Source organism: Vibrio chagasii (assembly GCF_002954585.1).
In the GTDB taxonomy this organism is placed as follows: Bacteria; Pseudomonadota; Gammaproteobacteria; order Enterobacterales; family Vibrionaceae; genus Vibrio; species Vibrio chagasii_A.
The window spans coordinates 1041675-1067016 of the sequence record NZ_MSCI01000002.1 but is presented as its reverse complement, the minus strand read 5'-3'; the positions used below and the strand labels follow the sequence as shown (position 1 = coordinate 1067016).

The window sequence follows — 25342 nt, the reverse complement described above, 5'->3', positions numbered from 1 at the left end:
CGTAAAGGGAGGTATTTTTATGCCTACTATCTTAGCCAATAATCTCTCATTCCAGCTCGATACTGGTGAGTGGCTATTTAAAGAGATCACCTTCAATTTGAACTCGCGACTGACTGGCTTAGTTGGAAGAAACGGAGCCGGAAAGTCGTTGCTACTTTCATTACTCACTGGGCAAACGCAGCCGACATCTGGGAGTGTGTCTAGACAAGGCTCGATTGGTTTCTACTCACAATTGCCCTCAGAACTTTTGGATAGCACGATCAGCATTGCTGATTTCTTAGGTATCACAAATAAAATCAATGCCTTGCATGCTATCGAACAAGGCAGCTGCGAGCTTCAACATTTTGACATCGTTGGTGAAGATTGGGATTTGCAAGAAAACACTCAGAGGCTGTTGGCCAATCTGAAAATAACCAGCGAGTTGGCCACGCCATGCAACACATTAAGCGGTGGGCAACTTGCCCTTTTACAGCTTCATCAACTGTTTACTTCAGACCACAACATACTGATTCTCGATGAGCCGTCGAACCATTTAGACAGTGACGGGCGCAACTGGTTGATAGAACGGTGCCAACAATTTGAAGGCAAAATACTGATGGTTAGCCATGACCGAAGCCTGTTGAGACACATGGAAGGGATCTACCACCTCAATAGTTTGGGGCTACGTTTCTACAAAGGAAACTACGATAATTACTTCAAACAAATGTCGAATCAGTCCGATGCACTAGATAAACAGATTGCTCATCACCAATCAGAAAAGAGACGACTGGAGCGACAAGCTCAAGCCAATAAAGAAAAAGCGCAACAACGAGAGGCGCAAGGAAACCGACTGCGAAAATCCGGCAGTCAGCCAAAGATCTTAATGGATGCGATGAAAGACAAAGCCGGACGAACACAAGCAGCATCAGCCACTAGCCAAAATAACTTAAAGGATCAAAATCAAGATAAGCTTCAATCTCTTAAAGAACAAAAAGAGCAACTGAAACCGCAGGCCTTGTATCTACAACAGAGTAATAGCAGGAAAAAGAACGCGCTGTTAACGGTTGAAGATTGCCGACTTGAATATGGTTCTGGTACTGCTATCAATTTTTCTCTGTCACAAGGTGAACGCTGTTATCTCAGCGGCGCAAACGGCTGTGGTAAGTCGACACTATTGAAAGCGATTCACAACGAGCACTCGCACTACACCGGTACCATCAAACGCTTAGGATCTACTGTATACCTTGATCAACACTTTGGTTTACTGGATACCCATAACACCATGTTCGATAGCCTCATGACACATAGTGACGGGCTCACAGAGAGTGATGCTCGCATATTGTTGGCAGGCATCGGCTTTAGGCGTGATTCTGTGTACCGCAAAGTCGCTCACCTGAGTGGCGGAGAGAAAATGAAACTGGCGATGTTGATTGTCAGCCATAAGCAAGACTCCCCATTACTGCTGCTTGATGAGCCAGACAACCATTTAGATATCGAATCTAAGCAGATATTAGCGTCAGCTTTGCGTGAATACCGAGGCGCTTTTATCTTAGTCAGTCATGACGTGGATTTTGTTGAGGAGGTCGGCGTTAGCCCAAATCGCATTCAGCTTTAACCTTGATACTAACTACCACTGAGCTTAGATAGGCGAGTATTGTTGCGGATACTCGCCTTTCTCGATTGAGACAAGTACACTACGCGCCTCGAACATCTAATCATAAGGCTAAGGTTTGCATACTCTAGAACAATTAAAATCAGGGCAACTTAAAGGTATTAAGCGCTTAAAGCTATCAGAAGGTCTCACTGAGTTTCCATTAGAAATCTTGGATCTTGCCGATTCACTAGAGATTCTCGATCTTTCGGGGAACCAGCTATCAGACTTACCTGAAGAGTTATCACAGCTTACTCACCTGCGTATTATCTTTGCGTCGAATAACCTGTTCACGCACCTTCCTGATGTTCTCGGGTCACTTCCTAAGCTTGAAATGATCGGTTTTAAGACCAACCAAATCAAAACCGTAAGCGAAGCGTCTCTGCCACCTCAATTGCGCTGGTTGATCCTAACCGACAACGCCATCGAAGTTCTACCGAATTCACTGGGTGAAAGACCACGACTGCAAAAGCTGGCACTCGCAGGCAACCAGATTCGCGTTTTACCTGAGAGTATGGAAAAGCTATCCAACCTCGAACTGGTCCGCTTGTCTGCAAACCAACTGACTGAATTCCCAGAGTTCCTTATCAAGCTACCAAAACTGGCTTGGCTAGCGTTTGCGGGCAACCCGTTTTGCAAACACCCTAGCAGCTTAGATAGCGTGCCTGCGGTTAGCTCTCAAAGCTACTCGCTAAATCAAGTTCTTGGCCAAGGCGCGTCTGGCGTGATCTCTCATGCAAGCTGGCTAAACAGCGACTTTGATTTCCCACAAGAAGTGGCGGTTAAAGTGTTTAAAGGCGAAGTCACCAGCGATGGTTACCCACATGATGAACTGGAAGCGTGCCTGCAAGCTGGTCACCATAACAATTTGGTTAAATCTATCGCCCAAGTAGAAGAACAAGATTACTTAGCTTTGGTGATGGAACTCATTCCAAGCAGCTACTACAACCTAGGGCTACCACCAACACTCGAGACTTGCACGCGTGATACTTTCCCTGAAGGTTTCGAACTTCCAATCTCGCAAATCGACAACATCGTGACTCAGATGATCGATGTATTTAATCACCTGCATGACAACAAGGTTTGTCACGGTGATTTGTACGCGCATAACACCCTAGTCAATGAGCAAAGCCAAATGATCTTTGGTGATTTTGGAGCAGCGACCATCTACGGTTACCTAACTGAAGAACAGAAGCAAGGCATTCGACGCATCGAGGCTCGCGCTCTCAAGTACTTTATTGATGACCTACTAACGGTTTGTGCCAAGCAAGATGTTGGAAGTGAACTGCACTCACGCCTAACAACCTTTGAAGCGTAAACGCCTTAGATAAAAAGAACTTAAAGAATGCTAACGCTTAGTTAGCTTCGCCAGAAACAACAAAGCCAACATCACTGTTGGCTTTTTGCTTTTTACAGGCTCGCTCGCTTAATCAAGCTCGATGAAAAGAGTTAACGCTCAGCTTGCACCAACTTCAGATACGAATGCAGCTCGCCGTTCTTATATTCCACCGCAGAGTGGATATTAAGGTCTGCTCGCGCTACAACCGCAAATTCATATCGGTTATCGCCTTTAGTAATCTCAGCGTTCAGTAAGCCGTCTTTTAACTGCCACCGCCCTACCGTCTTAAAGCGATTAAACCAGCTCGTAAGAAACAACGTAAAGCTGAGAGATACCTGGGTAGATATCTTGAATCACATCTTTCAACACTTGCAGCGTCATGTTCTCTTGTTGTGCATGGAACTCGCCCAGTTCATCGAACAAGATTGGTTCTACGCTGATGATCTTAAGATTACAGAATACGCGCCCTTCTTCTAACGTTGATACTTCAACAACGCTGCCCGGTTGGTAATCACGCTCTGATTCATCGCGAATAGTGATGGTCTTTTTTCCAGAAAGGATGTCAGCTTCAAAACGTTCGAAGAACGTCATAGTAGTTGGTGCGGTCATTTATCTCGGTCGCTTAACATTAAAGGTTAGGTAGATGTTTGTATACCAGAATGCCTGTTCAAGCGAATAAAAATTAGATGCGGAAGTTTATCTCGTCACTCCCAAGACTGACGGAGGAAGGAGTTGGGAATCTCTAGAGGATAAATTACAAGCAATAAAAAAGGAGAACCGAAGTTCTCCTTTTCTTAAACCTTAAAGCTAACTCTAAATTATAGAGATGCTTTCGCTTTTTCAACTAGAACAGCGAATGCTGCTTTGTCGAATACTGCGATGTCAGCAAGAATCTTACGATCGATCTCGATAGATGCTTTCTTAAGACCGTTGATGAAACGGCTGTAAGATAGACCATTTTGACGAGATGCCGCGTTGATACGTGCAATCCAAAGTTGACGGAATTGACGTTTCTTGTTACGACGGTCACGGTAAGCGTATTGACCAGCTTTGGTAACTGCTTGGAAAGCTACGCGGTAAACACGTGAACGTGCACCGTAGTAACCTTTAGCTTGTTTTAGAACTTTCTTATGACGTGCACGAGCTTGTACACCACGTTTTACGCGAGGCATTATGCTTCTCCTAAACTAAACGAATTTATAAACTAAAAAGAATTAAGCGTATGGCATCATACGTAGAACTTGAGCAACTTCACACTTAGGAAGGATCGAGTTCGGACGTAGCTGACGCTTGTTCTTAGTAGTACGCTTAGTCAGGATGTGACGTTTACCAGCGTGCTTAAACTTAATACCACCAGCAGTTTTCTGGAAACGCTTAGCAGCACCTTTGTTGGTTTTCATCTTAGGCATGATGAATAACTCCGCATTGTTGAGTTGTTAATAACATAGTAATTAGGGCGAATAAAACCCCGCAACCAGAGGCTGCAGGGTTCAATTACTTGCAAAGCCGTTAATTACTTCTTTTTAGGGGCCAATACCATGATCATCTGGCGACCTTCAATTCTCGTTGGGAAAGATTCGACTACTGCAAATTCTTCAGTATCCGCTTTCAAACGATTAAGAACGTCCACACCGATGTCTTGGTGAGCCATTTCGCGGCCACGGAAGCGAATTGTTACCTTCACTTTGTTGCCGTCTTCAAGGAAACCAGTCAGGTTGCGTAGTTTTACCTGATAGTCTCCAATATCAGTTCCAGGGCGGAATTTAACTTCCTTAATCTGAACCTGCTTTTGCTTTTTCTTCTGCTCTTTCGCAGCTTTGCTCTTCTCGAAGAGGAACTTACCGTAGTCCATCACACGACAAACTGGCGGCTCGGCGTTAGGGCTGATCTCTACTAGATCCATACCAGCTTCATTTGCAGCTTCCATCGCTTCTGCGATTGATACTACACCAACAGCTTCGCCGTCTGCGCCAGTTAGACGCACTTCACGAACGCCACGAATGTCACCGTTTAAACGGTGCTGGTTTTGTTTGGCCGGTTGTTGGCCACGTCTTCCGCCTTTAATAGCTATTCCTCCAGATTGAGCTTACGGCTTGAAACCTCAGCTTGGATGTATGAAATAAAGTCATCCACTTTAAACTTGCCAAGGTCTTTACCTTTACGTGTACGTACTGCAATTTCGCCGGCTTCCATTTCTTGGTCACCACACACAAGCATGAACGGTACACGTTTCAAAGTATGTTCGCGAATTTTAAAGCCAATCTTCTCATTTCTCAAGTCTGCTTTGACTCTAAATCCACTTTTTTGCAGTTTTTTCGTAATTTCTTGTACATATTCAGACTGTTTGTCTGTAATGCCCATTACAACTGCTTGTTCTGGCGCCAACCACGTTGGGAAGAAGCCAGCGTATTCTTCAATAAGAATACCGATGAAACGCTCTAGTGAACCTAAAATCGCGCGGTGGATCATAACTGGCGTGTGACGCTCGTTATCTTCACCTACGTAAGTTGCACCTAAACGCTCTGGTAATGCAAAATCGAGCTGCACTGTACCACATTGCCATGCACGGTCCAAACAATCATGCAAAGTAAATTCAATCTTAGGTCCGTAGAACGCACCCTCGCCTTCTTGAATCTCGTATGCAATCTCCATTGACTCTAGTGCAAGCTTAAGGTCAGCCTCAGCACGGTCCCACATTTCGTCAGAACCTACACGTTGCTCTGGACGAGTAGACAGCTTAACAACGATGTTTTCGAAACCGAAAGTTGTGTAAGTGTCGTAAACCATTTCAATACAAGCTTTAACTTCTTGCTGAACTTGGTCTTCAGTACAGAATACGTGAGCGTCATCTTGAGTAAAGCCACGAACACGCATGATGCCGTGAAGTGCGCCAGACGGCTCGTTACGGTGACATGAGCCGAACTCAGCCATACGTAGCGGTAGATCACGGTAAGACTTAAGACCTTGGTTGAAGATCTGTACGTGACCCGGGCAGTTCATTGGCTTGATAGCGTATTCACGGTTCTCTGAAGACGTTGTGAACATCGCTTCTGCGTATTTGTCCCAGTGACCAGAACGTTCCCAAAGTACGCGGTCCATCATTAGTGGGCCTTTTACTTCTTGGTAATCGTATTCAGTCAGTTTTTGACGTACGAATACTTCTAGTTCACGGAAAATAGTCCAACCGTTGTGGTGCCAGAACACCATGCCTGGTGCTTCTTGCTGCATGTGGAATAGATCCAATGCTTTACCAATCTTACGGTGGTCACGCTTAGCCGCTTCTTCTAGACGAACTAGGTGAGCTTTAAGCGCTTTTTTATCATGGAATGCAGTACCGTAGATACGTTGAAGCATCTTGTTGTCACTGTTACCACGCCAGTAAGCACCGGCTACGTTTAGTAGTGTGAAGTGCTGACAGAAACCCATATGTGGTACGTGTGGACCACGACACATATCGATGTATTCTTCATGGTGGTATAGGCCTGGACGGTCGTCTTTAGAAACGTTCTCGTCTAGGATTTCCATTTTGTATCTTTCGCCGCGAGCTTCGAAAGCATCACGCGCTTCCTGCCAGCTAACTTTCTTCTTAACAACCTGGTACTTGGTCTTCGCTAGCTCTTTCATGCGCTTTTCGATCTTTTCTAGATCTTCTTGCGTTAGAGAGTGCTCAAGGTCGATATCGTAGTAGAAACCGTTATCGATGGTAGGACCGATCGCCATTTTCGCTTCTGGGAAAAGCTGTTTAACCGCGTGGCCTAATAGGTGAGCACAAGAGTGACGAACGATCTCAAGGCCATCAACTTCATCTTTAGCTGTGATGATTTCTAGGCTTGCATCGTTTTCGATAAGATCACAAGCATCAACACGCTCGCCGTCTACACGACCAGCAATGGTTGCTTTCGCAAGACCAGGACCGATTGATAGGGCAACATCTAGAGTTGATACAGGGTTGTCAAATTGACGCTGACTACCGTCAGGAAGAGTAATAATTGGCATTATTTGTCCTTTACAGTGGTGTTGCACACCAAGCAACACATGAAAATGTTTAATATATGTCTTTCAATCAACTAGTACGCTGATTGGGGATATATGCATAATAAATATACCCACGGAGAAGCAAATACAGATGCCTCGCTCGTGGGTATCAGAGCATTGTAACGAAATTATACTAAATAACAATAATCCATAGAATTTACTAATCTAAACCGTTGTTAGGCAAACTCGTATTATAAAAGTGCAGCTTTGAGAATTAGACGTACTTTGGAAGGCTTGCCAATCTCCTAGCAGCATTCCATTGAACGGGTGCTGTCCAGGATTGACTGTCATCGAAAATCTACTGCCATAAGGGACAGGCTGGCGTCTTACAAAAAGATAAAAACCGAAACTGGATACCTCAAATGGACAGTTACTGGTTCGAAAAAAGTAAGGAGTAATTTAGTACCATTCGAATGGCTAAGAATGGTGATATTTATTCTTAGTCGATCTTGACAGAACTTACTTATCGACGGGCTAGTCGGGTATTTGTTAGCGTAACAACAATGTCGCTTATAGATAAAGCGTATTCTGTATAAATATCACCTCTATATTGTACAAAGTGATCCGTTAGCCTTACGAATTTAACAAGTATTGAAAAGTTAGAACGGTGAATAAACAACATCGCACTAGAAAGAAGTTAGATTTATCAAAGTAATGACTAATATTTTAAATTTTTTATGAGTCAATGATTCCGGCCATGCTTAAAAAGCCCCCTAATCAGGAGGCAAATTCAACGAATAGCTGCACTTGACTAACTGTTCCCAGCGAAACACTTAAATGTGTAGCCGTTTTCTAATCCCGTAATTGACCGCTTGTAAGATTGTGCTACTTCTTTTGCTGGAATTGTTAAGAAACCAGGAAAGAAATCACCATAAACAGGAATAGATTCCTCCAATATTGTCGGGCTCACCACATTGATTCTAATACCGCGTGGGGCTTCTAACCCTGCAGATTTCGCAAAGAACTCGATGGCGCCACCAACTGTCGTCGCGCTCGTACCAAAACGAATTGGAGAATCTGAAGTGATACCGGAAGTTAGCGTTACACTACCGCCATCATTTAAATAATTAAGCCCTTCTTCAGCTAAACGAATCTGCCCCATAAGCTTACTCTGAAGGCTAACTTCCCAATCTTGATCGCTATACTCACCTAATGCTTTAAAAGAAACTTGACCAGCCGTACTAATAATTGCATCGATATTGCCGACCTTATCAAAAGCAGATCTAATCGATTCTCGACTACTCATATCAATAAGTACATCACCAGAAGTGATTCCCATTTTGATCACCTCATGATCTCTTTCTAGTAGTTCAACCACTGCTCTACCGATTGTGCCACTTGCGCCTACGATTGCTATTTTCATTCTGCATACTCCAAATAAGTTGTGTCGATGAGTGAACGGTTGATAGCATAAACACTACAGGTGATACTAAAAACCGTAAAAAGGCACATCACTGTTTACATAATGGAGCTAATATGAATCTCACACACCTCGAAACATTTCTTAAAGTCGCTCAATTAAAAAACTTTTCAGCTGCAGCAGAACAACTTGACGTGTCAAAAGGTTTAGTTTCTCGTCACATAAAGTCATTGGAATCAGACCTAACATGTACCCTATTCCATCGCACGACACGAAGCGTGACATTAACGGAAGCGGGTAGAGAGCTGCTTGATACCGCACAAAAGATTGAGGAGTTAACGCTAAAGGCTTCGAAAAGCATTCAAGATTTATTAGCGGAAGACAGAGGCGATATCCGTTTCACAGCTCCGAGTAGCCTAGGAAGTCAACTCTGTACAAAAATGCTACCTGAATACAAGAAACAATATCCGAATATGAAAATTAACTTGGAGTTAACTACCGCTCTAAAAGATGTGGAGTTTGGTGAGTTTGATGTTGCTTTAAGAGCTCATGAGGACTTACCTGAAAACTTAATCGCTAAGAACCTTGGAGCGATGAAGAACATACTCGTTGCGTCCCCTGATTGGCTGACCCAAAACGTGATCAAAGTGCCTGAAGATATACAAAATGTGGAATGTATCCAAAATACCCTGAACCCAACTTGGAACAATTGGTCGCTATTTTCAAACGGCCGCCAAGACGTATTGATTCGCTCTCAGGGTAAATACTCATGTTCAAGTTATGAAGGGATAAAAGCCCTCGCTACAGCACATATGGGGCTTGCTAACTTACCATTACCTATTGTTGAAGAGTTGCTCGATAGCGGTCGACTGGTCAGAGTATTACCTGAATGGCACAGCTTACAGCATCATTTTTACTTGGTATACGCAAAACAGCGATTTTACCCAAAGAAGCTAAGAGACTTCATCAACACACTCCTTATATGGCGTGATGAGAATTCTCGTTGGTTTGTTTGATGTGGATAGATAAAGTATTTAGATGACTCAAACTTTACGAAGGCTTGTAATTGGTTCTTTACCACTGCTCCCGACAACGTAGTTAAGGGTTAAATTTTAGGATAGATGATTACCTCAATTCAGAAACAATTTTCACGTGTCGATTTAATTCCACAATACAAAAAAACAAGTGAGCATTGTTATCTTATCTAAACTTCTGTAGCAAAGTTCTATCGCCAAGCGACTCCAAGTTAGTAAACACTTTTGATCAGAACATACAATACAAGTTGATCTGAGACACCTCCAATAAGATTTGAGTATTGGAACAAGCCGCCCACTATCAAAAGCCTCAGTTAACGTTCATTGTCGCTTCTACAGTGCGCCTAGAACCGATTGGCACACATTTAAACGTCAAAAGTCGCTACGCAACGATACCAGCTGGTGGTATAACTTAAAAACTAAGTTTAGATTTGAAACAAGTTTGATAGCTAACCCCGAAAGACAGCATTACACTTTTAGGATGCGTTTTATCGAAATATATTAATTCTTACTGGCAGAATTTTACCAAGTGCAACGCTTTTAGCTTCAGGCTAACCTTTGCACATAGAGAAGTACGAATGAAGTTTTCAACTTATGATATTCTCCCTTTAAAGCATTCGCATTTTTATACGGTAGTCTACACATCTCTAAAAAATCCTAAATCTAATATTTCCCATGAGATAAAATAAGCAAATCAACTAGTCTCACCCATGACTTTGTTTAGTTCTTTATTAATAAACCCCAGAGCACTTCAACCTAACAATGTTATTTAAATGTTACACGTAAATTATCTATCTCCATAACGAATCACCACTGTAAATATATTAAGTAAATTACCACCTTCTAAAGAAGGTGGCTTTGTGTGAGCCCCCTAAAAGGGGGCCTTTGTTTAGTCCAGCGCTAATTGTTGCTGTTCCATGCGATCTTTCTTCTCCTGATGTCTTACATAACCTCGAATAATTTCTTCATTAACTCCTACGCTATCGACAAAATACTTGAGAAGCTTGATTGATCTACTCATGTTATTTGTCCTCTTTGACTTCGCTAAAAATCAAGAGAGCATTTAACATGAGCGGAACTACAGGCGAAGCCTAACTAAATGATAACCACCTACTGAAGTAGGTGGTTTAGGGCTGAAAATAAAAAATTAAAAATTTAGTTATAAGTCATGACTTTAAATTAGTTTGAAGTTTAAAATACTTTTATCAGCAACATCTTTTGCTTTGTCTCACAATACTTTTTCTCGCGAAGTTGAAGCAAAAGTTTATTGTGGCAATGACGAGGGAACAATTGGGGTTGGCTTCACATTGATGACTACCACCCTAGCAATGAAAACATAGTCACTATTCGCGGCGACTTTAAATTCTTCCAAACGATGACGTATGATACATGGGAAACTCCACATTACATACACAAGGGAGCACTTATTATTAGCGAATCATCGGATTACTATAAATACTTGTCAGATTGTCAGTCATATGGCTTTTACAATGATATCAATGGAGATAGTTGGCATAACCGGAATGTTCACACAGAAATTCCTGGTTATTCTAGACATTGGATGGGAATTGCGACGAGAGCCCCCTGATATAATGCTAAGTCCAGGTTATTACTCAAGCTATAGTGGAAACCCAGAACCAACGAACAATTGATCAATCTCCCACCCTAAAAAATTCACAATGCAATAAATTATTTAGTCATTTTCGAACCGTATGAAATAACAAAAATTGGTAACTATTTTTACTTATAAAAAGTGCGGCTTCAGTTTTCCACTTAAAAATTGTTAAAAAATAAACTAACTTAAGAATGCTCATCGATACCTAAAGACTACAAGCTGATGTTGGCTTAGCTCCATTCCTTATTTGATTTCGCTTTAACGCACGCATTTTAAAAAGATTAATCTTTATTCTTTCTTTTCGATGTGCAGTAAAGCTAACTTGAAGCTGAGCCTCTTCACCAAGAGCTAAACCGTCGTTTTCACTCATGTATTGGTACCATGAGTTATTCTCTAAATCATTAAAATTTTCTGGCATCTGCCCTAAATAGCTGACATCTACAGTAGCGATATGAGGCACTGCCGTCAATTGCTCTTCAAATAAAGGAGTACAAGATTAACAGGGAAGTTGCTTCACAAATACAGTTAAGACAGTATGCAGACTCAAAACATTTAAAGCCCCCTTTTGGGGGGCTTTAAATGTTAAGCAAAGTGACTCCCTACAAATCTAGCTCGCTCATTTCAACAATGCCATCGATACTACGGGCATCAAGGGCTGAAATTATGTAGATAAGTCGTACAGGCTGTGCATCACCTGCAAACCTCAACGCTAATTTGTTCTTCGAGGCGCGTTCTGCCTCTTCAATCACGACATATGTACTGTTAGCGATCACCAATTTCAGCCGGTTTTCTTCGTGTTGAATGACAACTTGGTCACGATCAAAGTCCGATAAGTCAATAAACGAAGCATGGCTGTTATCGTTGATGAACACTTGTTTGTACCGACCAATAGCATCATTTATGTCGTAACCATTACTGCGGCCCGATGTCGAAAGAACAATAGCATCTGTCCCTTCGAGCTTGACCACTTCAATCAGCTCACCACGAGTAGACTCCGAAATGAGTGACCAAGCATCGCCAGTTCTAAACACATCTTGGTAGCTTCCTATCGAGACACTTCCATGTTGATCATCGGATTGAATCAGCTCGTTGGTTTCTGGTACGAAGAACAGTTCACGCACTACAGGGCCTTCCACCGAGCCAATCCAAATGGCTTGTCCTGATTTGCCGAGACGAATCTCTTTGCCCGTTTCGACCACAAGCCAGCGATCACTGTTTTTGCCTAGGTGAATCACGGCCCCCGTTTCAAAACGTTCTGATAAAGTGTTTAGCATCCCCTCGTTCTCTATCAGCCAATGTTCACTGACTTCGACGAGCTTTGGCGGTTCATTCGCCGTCAACTCAAACACCAATCCGCTCTCTGTTTCTGCTCGATAACCGTCATGACTCACATAAACATCAGTCAAAGCCTCGCCAATCAAGTCAAACTCAACAGGCTCAGTCAGTTGTCCGTCGGCAATGAATCGGAAGTCCGGTGTAAAGTTATACATTTGTTCTAAAGAGAAAGAAGGCTGAGCATATAACTTGCCTGTCATTGGCTCAAACAGCCAAATAGATTGGTCGTCTTTCTTACCAACCAGTTTTAGTTGCTTATCGCTCCATTGGTTTGGTATTAAAACAAACTGCTCACTTGACGGCAGATACCACGCTTTTAGAGCTTTACCATCAAAATCTGACAATCCAAAAATCATAAGCTGATGTTTGGTGCCGTTAAATTTGGTCACCAACGTATCTTGCCAGTTGTACTGATACTGCTCCATCCATTGCTGGTTAATTGCGATCAGGCTTTTCGTACCTTCAGGCGTTAACACATGAATTTCGCCATTGTCACTCGCGATATAGACATGCTCGTGGGCAGTAACCTTGTCACCTTCTTTTAGAGTCACGTTTTTAATTCGTCCCTCTTTTTGAAGGTAAATAGATTGTTCTTTCTCACTATAGAAATACGCGACATCCTCATCGACAAGCAGCAGCTTTAGCTCTTCCATAGCAGGCAACGTACTCACAACTGTTGCCTTTTCTTTACCAACAATGCTCCATACTGGCGTTTCACTTTCAACGGCAACTTCAACGGTATCAGCCAATTGTGTTGGCATTTTCTCGTAAGCCGAAAGATCAAATTGTGCAAATTCGCTCGAGCTCATGGAATCCGAGATTAAGCGTCTGTGATCCGAATCGACTGGCGCAACAAGAGCTTGGTACAACCGCTCATTGCCATGAATATCTGTCAGCATTAACCCGCCTTCCGTTAAACGGTACAGGTATTTAATTTGCGACTGATCAGGCATATGATACGTGGCAGCAACATGAACAACGTTCGCCTCCGTCCAAGCATTGAAGCTGACAGAGATAGAAGGCCTAGACGGCTGGAATAACGTGTAAAAGCCCATCATCTCGCCAGTGGCAATATCAACTTTCCATAATAAGCCATACTGCTGATTAAACAGCCAAGCTTCATCACTGGTTGCCGTTAGCAATTGCGCTTGCTGCGAGAGTTCAACAGAAACATCGCGGCTCACTATCACACGATCATTATTAATGTCGTAATAAGCGGTGCCAAGAGGTTCTCCGGCTTCTTCATAATTATTGATAACAACATAATCACCTAGAAGCTGATGCTTTTCAGCTAACGTTTCAAGGTGCTCAATCACATGAGAGCTGCTCTCTTCTTTTTGAGCGTCTGTCGCGATCAACGACAGTGTTAAGTCTTCCACTTGCCAGATTTCACCTTGGTCTGTAAACACTTCGACAACTGACTCGCTCAACGAGGAGATATCAAGGGTGACGGTGCCAATTTTCAACGCTCCATTCGTCACTTCGGGTGTGGCTCCCTTAATAGCTCTCGCGTCAACTACCCACTTGATCGATGCTGCAGAGTCTTCTGAAAGCACGAACTTCGCGTGCGGCTGTACAATCAATTCTTGTTTACCCGATTCAGCACTCAAATGGTAAGTCAGCTTTCTCAAACCAAGCTCTTTAATCTCTGGCGTGACAACAACACGCTCCATAGCTCCCAGCTTTACGGATACGGTGTGCGAAACGAACTGCTCTCGCATAGTGCGTATGACATATTCCGATGGGAAAACGTAAAAGTCGAAGTCGAAATCAAGATGCGTTTCAAGCGATCTTAAAATACTAAATCCTTCGTCGTTTCTAGTCGTCGAACCAGGTAGGATTTCATAGTCATAATCGATGTACGACTTGCCTGTTGCAGGCAGCACTAATGTGGAGCTGCGGGTATCGATACCAACGAACGAGCCATAGCCTAGGCGCTCTCTTAGCGGTAAAGCCTTAGACTTGTCTCTCAATGCTTTTGGTAGATCGCCCGCCCAAAAGAAGTAGTTTAACCAACCGGACCCGGTTTTACCGTGCTTGGAAGAGTAAAGGGCTTGGCTACCAAGCTCTAATTGCCCGTTTGATAAATCAATTTGGTTAATGACCGCGCCAGGAATTGGCAACAAAACGTTCTTCTCAGAATCATAACGGTATCCACCTTCACGGTAAGCATTGTCGACTTGATAGAAGTAGTGCCCTACTTGTTGCGCATCCATCGCAATATCACCAAATGCTTCTGCTAATGCAGTAAAGCCAACCGCTAAACCACCGACGATAGCTCCAGCTTCTCCCAGTACTAAAGCAGTCGTAGAAGCTTCTGCAATACCAGCGCCTAAAGCGGCCCCGCCGATGGCAGTGCCGACCGCATTGAAACCAAGCTGAGTGCCGAAAATTGCTTGTTGTTGAGCATTTTGCGCATGGGCCAATTCATAAGCGCTCAAACTGACATTCACAGCACCAAATACCAATCCAACGCCCTGATTCGCAATACCTGATAAACTGTTTACTGTGGCGTTAACAAGCTCAGCGTCGGTCGCTACGGCAACCTTAAATAAATTCACCATGTGCTGAGCATCCATCAGAAGGCCGTGGGAGATTTGTCCTGCCATAACGTAACTGTGAATCTCCAACGCTTTCTGTAAGGCACTGGTTTTCTCGCCCGAGGTTTGGCCTCTTTTTTCGTTTTGAAACCAAGTGATAACCGACTGAACCGCAAAACCCGCATTCAAACCATCGAATCCTTGCACGTCTTCAAATTCAAAGGTTCGAACACGTTGGCCAGTACGAAGGTCAAAGCGAGCCTTCACGTTTGCATATTGCTCATGAAGATACTCACTCACTTGGACCAACTCTCGCCCTTGAATTTGTACCCTTTGTTCCATTGCCCCATCTGGTGAAACAAAAGTGATAGCGGAATATCCGGGAGATGATTCCTCGATGCTCCCTATCACTGGTAACCACTCCTCTGGCAATCGATACTGAGTTCTCGCACGTTCTACAGCATTAGATAAAAGGCTGGCATGCTCATAAGCTTTGACTTTAGTTAGATTCATTCTCAGAGCGAGATCCTGTTGTGCTTTACTCTCTGAGTTTTCTAAAACGATAATGGATTCATCATCGTCAATCGTCATGATAGATGCATCATCATCAATAGTGACTATGGAATCCTCGTCGCTCAAAGTAACGATAGAATCTCCATCTCTCACCGGGCTAAGCGGCTCTGTAGAAGAGAGGTCGAAAACCTGCTGACCGGGTAAAATTTCTACTAGAGACATTTTGGATGTATCAATTGCTAGCACGTTGAATTCAGGGTTAGCTTTGGTCCCCAGTGATAGATAGAATTCCGCCATCTCATGCACCACAAAATGTGCTTCTAACGCTTTTTTGAGAGATTTCAACGAAGAAAATTCAACAGCTGCAAAGTTAGGATCATAGAAATAAAAACGTTTCTGTCCCATATCATTGATCGCAGCAACACCAACCGAATGTGTACTCGTATTGACCGCTAGTGAAACTTGTCCTTGATCCGAGAGACCACGTTCTACAGCCGCTATAATGCCCGCAATATCGAGTTGGCCGATCATTTGGCTGCTTTCTCTTGCCTCATAATTCGAGTGCAGGTTGCGAAGTGCATCTAACAAGAAATGGCTTTCCGCATCATGTGGGTTTGCAGCACCGATAAACAGCTTGTCAGAAAAGTTTCGGATAGACTCTGTACCCCTAGAGATCGCAACAGACATCGCGCGTACCAGAGGGTAACAACGCCCACTACCATCACCCATCAGCGTCAGCACAAATCCTTGAGGTAGGCTCGCGACAACTCGACCACCTAAACGAGACATTTCTCGATTAAACTTAGCGGTAAAATCTAAGTTCTTAGTGATGTTCTCTTTGGTAATTTGATTGCTGATTCGCCTAATTAGCGCTCCTTGCTGCCGAGCATCGAGATCATTAGACCCCAATAGCAATAACTGCTTTTGCGTCAGAGTCATTGACTCGTCGTAATCAGGAAGCCAAATCGCTTCAAAATTATTATACCCGTCCTCGTAAGCGGCTTTTTTACTGCCTGATAGATCTTTTATTGCTCTCTCTTTTACCAAGAAACGTTGGTGTATTTGGCCCTTATCAAAATTGCCAGTCCTTAGGCTGTTGTCTGTAACAATGAGCTGCCCTAGGCCACTCTCTGACTTTTGCTGTAGGTTCAGCCACATCTGATCGACCTGCTCAGACAAAGTAATCAGTGACTGAGCGTTGTTGTCTAGCTCCAACAAGCTGGCACGCAGTAACGATAGCTTCTTCATCGATTGTGCGTTATTTGAGTTACCGGGTAGCTTTAACTTGGCGAGCTCAGCAATTCTTTGTCTAGCAAGCGATTTTCTCTGCGCTGAGATCTTCTTATTCAGTTGAGTTCTCAGCTCATTCCACCGCTTTAAGCTTGAGTGCGTTTCTAACACTTTCGCTTCCATTGGGTCGTAAGGTAGGTCTTCAATCTGAGCCGTAGACAAACCAAACCTTTTTGCCAGCTCAAGTAACTCTTTCTGCAGGCTTGTACGATTTTGCTCAAACAGTTGAGTTAAGTTTTCACCGACTGGCATAAAAGGCACCGCCGTTGTGGAGCCCGTACGGCGAACCTCTAAATCACTAAAACTATTGAAAGACTGCTTCTGTACGACGCTTTGCCAACCTTTATCATTATAAACAAAGAAGGTAACATCGAGTCCTTTATCAAACTTGGTCACATCTCCAACGCGATACCCTGAACTTAAATCTCGCAATGCAACAACATTATCGTACAGAGCGTAGGCGTGCGGACGCTTGTCGAAGTATATGCGATAGTGATCAGCGTCTTGATCGATCACAACAATCGTTCCTCCATTGTTGGAGGCCGCCACTAAAACCTGGCCGACTCTGGCAGACTTAGCAACATCAATGAATGAGGGCATATTGTCGAGTAAAGGCTCACCGATAACTCGCAATTTGTTACTTCTGGAAAATTGGGTATTCTCAAACCCCAATTGGTAACCATCCGTCCCTGATTGCATTAGTGGTTTGCCTTTATGAAGCGAGTATTTACCCATAAGAGGCGTAACATCAAGAGTATGCTCTTTGAGGAATCGTTGGGGATCACGAATGAAATCAGCAGCCGCTGTCATGGAGTCCATTTGCTCAGATTTATAATCAAAAGCAGGGTCGAGCAAAGGAATACGAGAAGAATCATAACCATGAGCGCTTAGCGCTTCTGGTAGCAAAATCGCCAGACTCTCACCACCAAATAAGTTTTCAAGAATCGCATCAGTCGCAACTACCGCTCTTGCACCACCGTGGCTGGAGAAAGCAAAACGTGAGCTTTCAGAATAATTTCGGCCTTTAGCAAGTGAAACCATACCCAATGGGGTGTGTTCAACCCAAGCTTGTTCCGGGATACGTTGCGCTAAAAAGTCGATGACTCGTTGAGCATTGTTGATGTCCGCGCCCTCAAGATACAACACAGCTTGGTCCGTCAATGAGCCAAAATATGCCGGCGCCATAATTTTCGCCTGCCTGACTACATCTGCGACTTCACCAGAGTACAAATGACCGAAAGCGCTAATCACTTGCGGTAAGTACTCTTTGGTAAAATTGAGGGTAATTCGAGACGTAAAAAGAGACTGCGATTCCGGCTCGGAATAAAACGTTTCCGGAATAAAACGGGCAGAAGTCGCGCTGCTGATAAAACTAGCCTTGGATACTTCAGCTATGGGGCGTTCGTTGAAGCCCTGGATGTTAATATTTAACCCAGCACTAGACTCGTCAAGTTGACGCAACATTTGATAAACACCTTCACTCTCTTCGGTATTTAGAGGTGTTAAAACAGGAGGTTTTGCTGAAGAGTAAGCGTCATAAAAGTCTTGATGTACATTCGACTTCAACAAGATGTACTGCTGGCGAGCCCCAACTGTCCAATGCCCTTCTTTACTCAACGTTGATTTGATATCCGATACCAACCGCCTGTTTGCTGGACTGTTTAAGATTGAATCACGCGTACTACGCATTGCACTTAGAAAGGCGTTAAATCCCACTTGATACTGCCTTTCTGCAAAAGTCGATGAAGAATAAACTGAATTTGAAATGTGGATATCATTCACCTCTTCGCTAGATAGCGAGTAAGGACTAATAAAGGCCGACGCCAATGCTGTCGTTAATAGTTTTTTTCTCATAATGGCTTAATTTATAAAATGCAATTTGATTTATATAACTAACAAACCATTGGTAATCAATCAATAAATTTTGAGTATATTTAATTTCAACCGCCAAAAATGAAGGATAAAAGAAAAATAATTAAAATAATGTAAATTTAAACGAAAATAATACATAAGGTTTAATCAAAATTTAGGTTGTACTTGGTACAAAAAAAACCATAAAAATCTGCATTCCCCAATATAGTCAAAGTAAGAGAAGTTACAAAGTACTGCGCGAATTTTAAAAATTTATGTATGCAGGCTTCCCCCAATAAGGAATGAAAAATATGATAGTTATTCAGACATAAATACAATAATTATTTACAAGCGTAATGCCTTGCTAATTATCATTTCAAATGAATAAGGCTTGGAAAAAATCTATATAAATAGGCGTTTTTTCCTAAATCAGTTGAACCTTTTCAACTCATGCGATCTGAAATTTTATGATATTTAGAACTGTAGTAAGATGGGAAAATAAATCAGTAACGACTCTAAAGCATAGGACAATAGCGGAATGAAAAACACCATCAGATAGTCTCTACGGCTCTATATTTGAAGGAGCTCTGTATCGATGTAAAGAATAACGATAAATTGGAATAAAGCTTGAAAGCAAAAGCACATATCAACTTATCTGCTAGTGTTTCACTACAAACAAGACATGTATTATCCAGCATAAAGACGGAGCCGCTGAAATCGTAAACGCAAGATAAGGCAGCGTATCGGGAAGAAGAACAATTCAGAAGTGGATAGCGTAATAAGTAAGAAGAAAATTGTGGGACTCATGCTCGACTGAGCCCCATATATTTTGAACTAATCTACTGAACCCTATGTTGACTGTTCAGGTACTGTATCATTTTCTGTCTTCCAATTTAGCAAATGAAGAGCGAAGAAAATAGGTCATAAGGAGGAAAAACAAGACATAAACGCTTAAACCACCTCCACTACCATTGCCACTCGCTTCACCACCACCAACCTCACTGCCCTCTATTGGATTAAGGGGCTTAAGATTCTCATTCGACGAGCTTGCAGGTTCATATTTTACAGCAATAGTCAGCGTATTTTTTAGAGTTTTTAGTTCAATAAGACCATCTTGATCTTTATCAAGAGTAAAGGTTAGTTCACAGCGCTCAAAAGGGGCTACCTCTCTGTTACAATCTGAACTTGGATACACAGTGATATTGTCACTGCTATACACACTACTATCATCCAAAAGATGCACAGGGTTAGAGGTTAAATTTTGAACAGCAAAGGTAGTTACTTTACCAATCTCACTGACTTTGATTAGGGTAGGCCCGTTCCAAGAATCAAAAAATTTAGCCATCTGGTCATTAACGTTTTTAGTGAACGCTTGGTACAGAACAACTCTATTGGTACTAGATTCAAGATTCCCAGCTGGGATTGTCCCCGAATGCGTAACTCCATATGTTAAATCAATTCCATTTTGTTCGACCACTATAGGGCCACCGGAGTCACCATGGTTTGCATTACTGTAGCCCACATCATTATCAACAATACTAAACTTGTTACTTGTTGAGCAGACCAATTCGTCCATACTTTGCGGCCACCATGCAAAATCTGTCGGGATTTGATTAGATGTAAGCCCACAATCTTTCTCTAAAGAAACAGTCGTTTGTAACAAATAGTCAGTGTCGCCTTGAGGTAAGCCACAGTCTCCCCCCAAACAACGAGTACTGCCGAACCCCATAATTCGGGCAGATTGTTTGAGAGTCATAGTCTCATAGTTTCCTAGGTAAACGGCTTTATCGAGCAACAAGTCTTTTTTAATGTACTTTTCTAAATCAAGGACGATGATATCTTTATTATACATCCAGTCTTTGTCTCCCCATTGACTGATTGCTCCCGAAATAATCAGTTTCTGATTAAATATTTCAGGCTTTTGATTATCAGAAACAATCTTTTCCAAACCAACAACTATATTTGCATTTACAAGATAACCAAGATATTTGGGGAATTGATGTCCTGGCGCCTTTCCATCCCACCATGGGTTTGGATCATCACCTTCTGCAAAGCAATGGGTTGCAGACAAAAAATATCGGCCTGCAATAATGACACCGCCACAGTTAACTACTGATGGCCAGTCTTGAACGATGTGATCATAGGTTAAAGCTGAAAAGTATGGGTACTCCCCTGCTTCTATACGCTCACCGTCATTAATTTTCAGGTCACCGTTAGCGAACACTGAGTGTGAGCAAACAGCAAATAATAGCGCTGAGAAGCAAGCCTTAAAGTGTGTCGAAGAGAATCTCATAAGAACATACCTTCTGTAATAGGGGAGGAAAATATCGAACATGCTACACGCTTTGCTTTAATCAGCAATGAAACCTTATTCTTTATTTATAACACTATTAACTCTAGCTTATTTATGATTAGAGTTAGCAAAAAACATTCATCGTCAGTCGCGAATTGCACATAAAGACTAAATGGTACAAAGGTGCTAAATATGGTGACAACCAACTTTAACAAACAAACATTGAAATAATGTTTGGCTACAGCTATGTGATGCAACGCTCGCCAGTAGAGGGTATCCATCATTGAGAATATCTTCAATATGGACAACTCGACCGATGTGGCCTTTCAATTGGCTTATAGGCATCAGTGGTGAATCTAATTCAATTGAAGATGATGAAATCAAAAAAGCCGAACAGTAAAGTTCGGCCTTAGAATTATGATGTCATTATCAGTAGATAGAGCAACTACGCACTCATGATTCTTGAAACTGCATTGCGGATGTCCGAGTCAGCCGCGTTAGCAGGCAGAGTAAATGAGATGTATTGGTCACCACGTAAGCTCAGTGAGCGGTCAATTTCTGCCAAGCAATGAACCATAGAACCATCTACGATGAATGACAGCTCGATTTCTTTGTTATTCATGAAGCCGCCGCTACGAAATTCAATCTCTTGGTAACAGCCCGAACGTGAAGCGAAGGTATTCCCTTTCAAGTAGCCCTTCTCTACGTCGGCTTTAACCATTGCCATGCCTGAAGCTTCAACACCTTGAATGATTTTCGCGACTGCTGGTAATGGGTGAACAGAGATGAAATCACGGTCTTTAGGGTCAATCGCGAAGCCGATATCTAGGTTGGTTTCTACCCAAACATGGCACTGATTCATTTTTGCGTTCAACGCAGTCACGGGCGTTTCATCATTCAGCTTAAGACGGAATGGCACCAACTTAGTTTCGTCGGGTTGAATCACAAACGGCTCTACAGCTTGAATGCGGCCAAGTGAAAAGGTTTCGTAGCTGGTGCTATCTTCTGTTTCCACTTTAACTTCTGTGTTGAGAACCAAGTTAATCATGTCGATTTGTTGCTCAACATCGCCACCAATGATGTGAACGTTACCAGACAACTCGCCACCTTGGAAAACGTCAATATTATCTAAGACGGTATCGACCTTAGCTGCACCTATGCCTAGCGAGGCCTTTAATTTCTTAAACATATCCTTTCTCTTTGTAATTATTTGATTAACTAGGGCGTGTTGACAATTTGCGACACTTGCCCCACAGAATCAAGACATTTGCGTTATCTATGTTGAACAAGCTCACATCCTCTGAGGAAATGTTGAAATCATGAAAAAATCCGTTACTCTATTTGTATAGTCAAATAAGGTTTCATTATGTCGAAAGCGCCGCTCTACCTGCAAATAAAACAGTTCATAGACGATAAGATCAGCAATGGTCATTGGCCAGTTGGATATCAAATCACCACAGAGCTTGAACTCACAGAGCAGTTCAACGTGAGTAGAATGACGGTGAATAAAGCCATCCGAGATCTTGTGTCTGAAGGCAAGCTCATTCGAAAACCAAGACTGGGCACTTTTGTGTGTGAACCACAGGAAAAAGCACAATCTCCCCTACTTGATATCAACAACATCGCGCAAGAGATCAAAGACCGTGGCCAAACGTACACAAGCCAAGTGATCAAGCACGATAGCATCAAGGCTGATGAAAGCACCGCTACACGGTTAGGTGTGATGATCAATGCGGACGTCTTTTATAGTGAAATCATCCACTTTGCCGATAACACACCGATACAGCTAGAAGCTCGCTGGGTAAACTCACAAGCGGCTCCCCAATACTTAGAGCAAGACTTTTCAACCTCAACACCGAATGAATACCTTTCCAAAAGTTGCCCTCTGAGTGCGATTGAACACACGGTCGAAGCCATCATTCCAGACTCCAACATCCGCCAAGCACTAAAGCTAACGGAATCAGAACCTTGCTTGCTTCTTAATAGAAGAACATGGAGCAAGGAGCGCCTTATCAGCTTTGCATTGCTCTACCACCCAGGCTCTAAGTACAAATTAAGCTCTAAGATAGTTTTAGATTAAAGAATATCATCCTGATCGCCGATCACATTTTTGCAACATCAACTTGATTCGGGTCAGTATTTAGCCTATTTATTTGTATATACATTTACTGTTTAGCAAAGATCTAGGTGATTATGAATTTGATCCTCAAAAATGCGCGAGTGGTCTGGATGAGCTCGGGAGCCGACGGTTACCAACCTTCTTCCCCGCAAGATATCGTTATCGAAAACGGTAAGATCGTATCCCTGTCTCACTCAAGCGATGAGTCACTTCATTGTGACACCGCGAGTGCTAGCCGCTCTGTTGATCACATCATCTATGACTGCAAAAACAAGCTCGTTACCCCAGGTTTGATTGATTGCCACACACATCTGGTGTTTGCAGGTAATCGTGCTAATGAATTTGAGCAGCGTCTAAATGGGGTGTCCTACACCGACATCGCAAAACAAGGCGGTGGTATTTTAGCGACGGTAACGGCGACACGAGCTGCACAAGAAGCTGAACTGGTTGAGATGGCGCTGCCTAGATTAGACGGCCTGCTGAGAAGTGGCGTCACCAGCATTGAAGTAAAATCTGGCTACGGCTTAACGCTTGATGACGAACTTAAGATGTTACGTGCTGCTAAAGCCTTAGAAAACCACCGTCGTATTAAAATCACCACCACACTCCTTGCAGCACATGCTGTACCACCAGAATATAAAGAACAGCCCGATCGTTACGTTGATCTGGTATGCCAAGAGATCATCCCTAAAGCCGCAGAGCAAGGACTAGCTGACGCGGTCGACGTATTCTGCGAATCGATCGGCTTCAACCTAGAACAAACCGAGCGTGTATTTGCGGCAGCTAAAGAACATGGGCTAGCGATCAAAGGTCACACAGAACAGCTTTCTAATATGGGCGGCAGTGCGCTAGCGGCTAAATACGGTGCTCTCTCTGTTGATCATGTTGAGTACTTAGATGAAGCAGGGGTAAAAGCGCTGGCGGAATCAGGCACCGTCGCCACCTTATTACCGGGTGCTTTCTACTTCTTGAAAGAGACTCAACAGCCGCCTATCGCCCTACTTCGTGAACACAATATTCCAATGGCAATCGCGACCGACTTAAATCCCGGCACTTCTCCTTTTGCTGATTTAGCACTGATGATGAACATGAGCTGCACCCTGTTCGGCACAACCCCAGAAGAAGCATTACGTGGGGTGACTTGCCATGCTGCCGCCGCCATTGGCGAGTCGCAAAACAGAGGAAAAATTGAAGTGGGTTACGCCGCTGATTTGGCTATTTGGAATATCGACCACCCTGCCGACTTAAGCTATCAAGTTGGCGTACCTCACCTGCATAAACGCATTGTTAATGGCGAGGTATGTCATGACTCAATCTAAATCCAACAGCACAAGTACTGTAGCTACTACTCACAACTTTGTATGGACGGGACGTAATGATCTTGAAGATGGCGAACTCGGTACTCGCGTTCATCACATTACCAAGCAAGTGCAAAGTACTGATTTAAATGACGGACTTAATGACAACACCGTTGCCTTGGTTGGCTTTGCTAGCGATGCCGGTGTTGCAAGAAATAAAGGACGTGTTGGCGCAAAACAAGCACCTAATTTAATTCGCCAAGCGTTAGCTAATATGGCTTGGCACAATGATGCACGCATTGCTGATCTTGGCGATATCGAATGTAGCGATGATCAATTAGAACTCAGCCAAAAGCAGTGCGCAGATGTGATTGCCAATGCGCTATCCACCAGCAAAGTGATTACCCTAGGTGGCGGGCACGAAGTGGCTTGGGCGTCTTTCCAAGGCCTAGCTGAGCATCTTCACAGAACTCAACCAGAGCACAAACCTAAGATAGGCATCATTAACTTTGATGCTCATTTTGATCTTCGTGAATTTGAAAGCGACATCGCTGACGTCAAGCCAAGCTCAGGCACACCATTTAATCAGATTAGCGAATACTGCCACGCACATCAGTGGCCGTTTCAATACGCTTGCCTAGGCGTAAGTGCTGCCAGCAATACTAAAGCGCTGTTCAACAAAGCCGACCAACTTGGTGTGTGGTACGAACATGATCGCGATATCACCCAAGTAAACCAAATAGCTCAACTGGTTAAGTTGCAAAAGTTCATCGCTGATTGTGATTACCTCTATCTCACAATTGATCTCGATGTCTTCCCTGCGGCGACTGCGCCGGGTGTCAGTGCCCCAGCGGCAAGAGGCGTTAGCTATGAAGCGCTCGCGCCTTTCCTAGAACAGATTTTAAAACACAGTGAGAAACTCATTATCGCGGACATTGCGGAATATAACCCAGAATACGACGTCGATGGCCAAACGGCTCGATTAGCGGCTCGTTTGTGTTGGGATATTGCCAGTGCAATGGACAGTGAATAAGCCAGCTATATAGATAAATACAACTACAACGATATAACGTGAAACAGAAGGAATTTC

The 25342-nt window shown here is 43.2% G+C and carries 16 protein-coding genes and 3 pseudogenes; 7 read left to right on the top strand and 12 right to left on the bottom strand.

The features are described from left to right. The first annotated feature begins 19 nt into the window (after positions 1 to 19). Together BTO10_RS12995 and BTO10_RS12990 are read left to right on the top strand one after the other, a co-directional pair. Positions 20 to 1594, top strand: a complete 1575-nt coding sequence (locus BTO10_RS12995; RefSeq protein ID WP_105024777.1) for an ATP-binding cassette domain-containing protein — start codon at positions 20 to 22, stop codon at positions 1592 to 1594. 115 nt (positions 1595 to 1709) lie between these two features. Continuing rightward, entirely contained in the window at positions 1710 to 2948 is a 1239-nt protein-coding gene (locus tag BTO10_RS12990; RefSeq protein ID WP_105024776.1) for a leucine-rich repeat-containing protein kinase family protein, read from the top strand. A 131-nt stretch (positions 2949 to 3079) separates the two neighbouring features. Here the strand turns inward: BTO10_RS12990 and BTO10_RS12985 are convergent. The 7 genes and pseudogenes from BTO10_RS12985 to BTO10_RS12955 all read right to left on the bottom strand — a co-directional run. Continuing rightward, positions 3080 to 3268: pseudogene (locus tag BTO10_RS12985) on the bottom strand (hypothetical protein); the annotation flags it as partial. Continuing rightward, positions 3264 to 3578: a N(4)-acetylcytidine aminohydrolase gene (yqfB, locus tag BTO10_RS12980; RefSeq protein ID WP_008224694.1), complete on the bottom strand. Its 315-nt coding sequence runs from the start codon at positions 3576 to 3578 to the stop codon at positions 3264 to 3266. The gene yqfB and the pseudogene BTO10_RS12985, both read right to left, overlap by 5 nt. Before the next feature lie 209 nt (positions 3579 to 3787). After that, positions 3788 to 4141 (bottom strand): 50S ribosomal protein L20, encoded by a 354-nt coding sequence (rplT, locus tag BTO10_RS12975; protein ID WP_004733517.1) that lies wholly within the window; start codon positions 4139 to 4141, stop codon positions 3788 to 3790. A gap of 42 nt (positions 4142 to 4183) precedes the next feature. Further along, positions 4184 to 4378 (bottom strand): 50S ribosomal protein L35, encoded by a 195-nt coding sequence (gene rpmI / locus BTO10_RS12970; RefSeq protein WP_004738430.1) that lies wholly within the window; start codon positions 4376 to 4378, stop codon positions 4184 to 4186. Positions 4379 to 4482: 104 nt separating this feature from the next. After that, entirely contained in the window at positions 4483 to 5034 is a 552-nt protein-coding gene (gene infC, locus BTO10_RS12965) for a translation initiation factor IF-3 (RefSeq protein ID WP_080566530.1), read from the bottom strand. Positions 5035 to 5036: 2 nt separating this feature from the next. Further along, a complete protein-coding gene (gene thrS / locus BTO10_RS12960) occupies positions 5037 to 6965 on the bottom strand; it encodes a threonine--tRNA ligase (protein WP_105024775.1) in 1929 nt (642 codons plus the stop codon). A 790-nt stretch (positions 6966 to 7755) separates the two neighbouring features. Continuing rightward, positions 7756 to 8367, bottom strand: coding sequence for a short chain dehydrogenase (locus BTO10_RS12955; protein WP_105024774.1), 612 nt, complete (start codon positions 8365 to 8367; stop codon positions 7756 to 7758). Positions 8368 to 8480: 113 nt separating this feature from the next. Between BTO10_RS12955 and BTO10_RS12950 the strand changes: the two genes are divergently transcribed. Continuing rightward, positions 8481 to 9380 carry a LysR family transcriptional regulator gene (locus tag BTO10_RS12950; protein ID WP_105024773.1) on the top strand — a complete coding sequence of 300 codons (900 nt, stop codon included), beginning with the start codon at positions 8481 to 8483 and terminating at the stop codon, positions 9378 to 9380. A 907-nt stretch (positions 9381 to 10287) separates the two neighbouring features. Here BTO10_RS12950 and BTO10_RS12945 read toward each other — a convergent pair. From BTO10_RS12945 to BTO10_RS12925, 4 genes and pseudogenes are all read right to left on the bottom strand, one after another. Further along, positions 10288 to 10392 (bottom strand): annotated as a pseudogene (locus BTO10_RS12945) (IS200/IS605 family transposase); the annotation flags it as partial. An 826-nt stretch (positions 10393 to 11218) separates the two neighbouring features. Beyond that, positions 11219 to 11482, bottom strand: coding sequence for a hypothetical protein (locus tag BTO10_RS12935; protein WP_258098284.1), 264 nt, complete (start codon positions 11480 to 11482; stop codon positions 11219 to 11221). A gap of 130 nt (positions 11483 to 11612) precedes the next feature. After that, entirely contained in the window at positions 11613 to 18380 is a 6768-nt protein-coding gene (locus tag BTO10_RS12930; RefSeq protein ID WP_105024772.1) for a TcdA/TcdB pore-forming domain-containing protein, read from the bottom strand. A 1036-nt stretch (positions 18381 to 19416) separates the two neighbouring features. Next, on the bottom strand, positions 19417 to 20835 hold the full coding sequence (locus BTO10_RS12925) for a trypsin-like serine protease (RefSeq protein ID WP_181143979.1): 1419 nt from the start codon (positions 20833 to 20835) through the stop codon (positions 19417 to 19419). Positions 20836 to 20963: 128 nt separating this feature from the next. Between BTO10_RS12925 and BTO10_RS12920 the strand changes: the two are divergent. Next, positions 20964 to 21189, top strand: a pseudogene (locus tag BTO10_RS12920) (DUF3187 family protein); the annotation flags it as partial. Between the two features lie 91 nt (positions 21190 to 21280). Here the strand turns inward: BTO10_RS12920 and BTO10_RS12915 are convergent. Then, the gene (locus BTO10_RS12915) at positions 21281 to 22024 is read right to left on the bottom strand and encodes a sporulation protein (protein ID WP_105024770.1); all 744 of its coding nucleotides are present in this window, start codon (positions 22022 to 22024) and stop codon (positions 21281 to 21283) included. 177 nt (positions 22025 to 22201) lie between these two features. Between BTO10_RS12915 and hutC the strand changes: the two genes are divergently transcribed. The 3 genes from hutC (at position 22202) to hutG (ending at position 25285) form a co-directional block, all read left to right on the top strand. Next, the gene (gene hutC / locus BTO10_RS12910; RefSeq protein WP_105024769.1) at positions 22202 to 22915 is read left to right on the top strand and encodes a histidine utilization repressor; all 714 of its coding nucleotides are present in this window, start codon (positions 22202 to 22204) and stop codon (positions 22913 to 22915) included. Between the two features lie 113 nt (positions 22916 to 23028). Further along, complete coding sequence (gene hutI, locus BTO10_RS12905; RefSeq protein ID WP_105024768.1) at positions 23029 to 24273, top strand: imidazolonepropionase; 1245 nt, start codon at positions 23029 to 23031, stop codon at positions 24271 to 24273. Then, a complete protein-coding gene (gene hutG, locus BTO10_RS12900) occupies positions 24260 to 25285 on the top strand; it encodes a formimidoylglutamase (RefSeq protein ID WP_105024767.1) in 1026 nt (341 codons plus the stop codon). Before hutI ends, hutG begins: the two co-directional genes overlap by 14 nt. The last annotated feature ends 57 nt before the right edge of the window (positions 25286 to 25342 follow it).

Excerpts from the sequence above, each read along its gene's own strand:
- BTO10_RS12995 (WP_105024777.1), top strand. The coding sequence starts at position 20 with ATGCCTACTATCTTAGCCAATAATCTCTCATTCCAGCTCGATACTGGT.
- yqfB (WP_008224694.1), bottom strand. The coding sequence starts at position 3,578 with ATGACCGCACCAACTACTATGACGTTCTTCGAACGTTTTGAAGCTGAC.
- rplT (WP_004733517.1), bottom strand. The coding sequence starts at position 4,141 with ATGCCTCGCGTAAAACGTGGTGTACAAGCTCGTGCACGTCATAAGAAA.
- rpmI (WP_004738430.1), bottom strand. The coding sequence starts at position 4,378 with ATGCCTAAGATGAAAACCAACAAAGGTGCTGCTAAGCGTTTCCAGAAA.
- thrS (WP_105024775.1), bottom strand. The coding sequence starts at position 6,965 with ATGCCAATTATTACTCTTCCTGACGGTAGTCAGCGTCAATTTGACAAC.
- BTO10_RS12955 (WP_105024774.1), bottom strand. The coding sequence starts at position 8,367 with ATGAAAATAGCAATCGTAGGCGCAAGTGGCACAATCGGTAGAGCAGTG.
- BTO10_RS12950 (WP_105024773.1), top strand. The coding sequence starts at position 8,481 with ATGAATCTCACACACCTCGAAACATTTCTTAAAGTCGCTCAATTAAAA.
- BTO10_RS12930 (WP_105024772.1), bottom strand. The coding sequence starts at position 18,380 with ATGCGTAGTACGCGTGATTCAATCTTAAACAGTCCAGCAAACAGGCGG.
- BTO10_RS12925 (WP_181143979.1), bottom strand. The coding sequence starts at position 20,835 with ATGAGATTCTCTTCGACACACTTTAAGGCTTGCTTCTCAGCGCTATTA.
- BTO10_RS12915 (WP_105024770.1), bottom strand. The coding sequence starts at position 22,024 with ATGTTTAAGAAATTAAAGGCCTCGCTAGGCATAGGTGCAGCTAAGGTC.
- hutC (WP_105024769.1), top strand. The coding sequence starts at position 22,202 with ATGTCGAAAGCGCCGCTCTACCTGCAAATAAAACAGTTCATAGACGAT.
- hutI (WP_105024768.1), top strand. The coding sequence starts at position 23,029 with ATGAATTTGATCCTCAAAAATGCGCGAGTGGTCTGGATGAGCTCGGGA.
- hutG (WP_105024767.1), top strand. The coding sequence starts at position 24,260 with ATGACTCAATCTAAATCCAACAGCACAAGTACTGTAGCTACTACTCAC.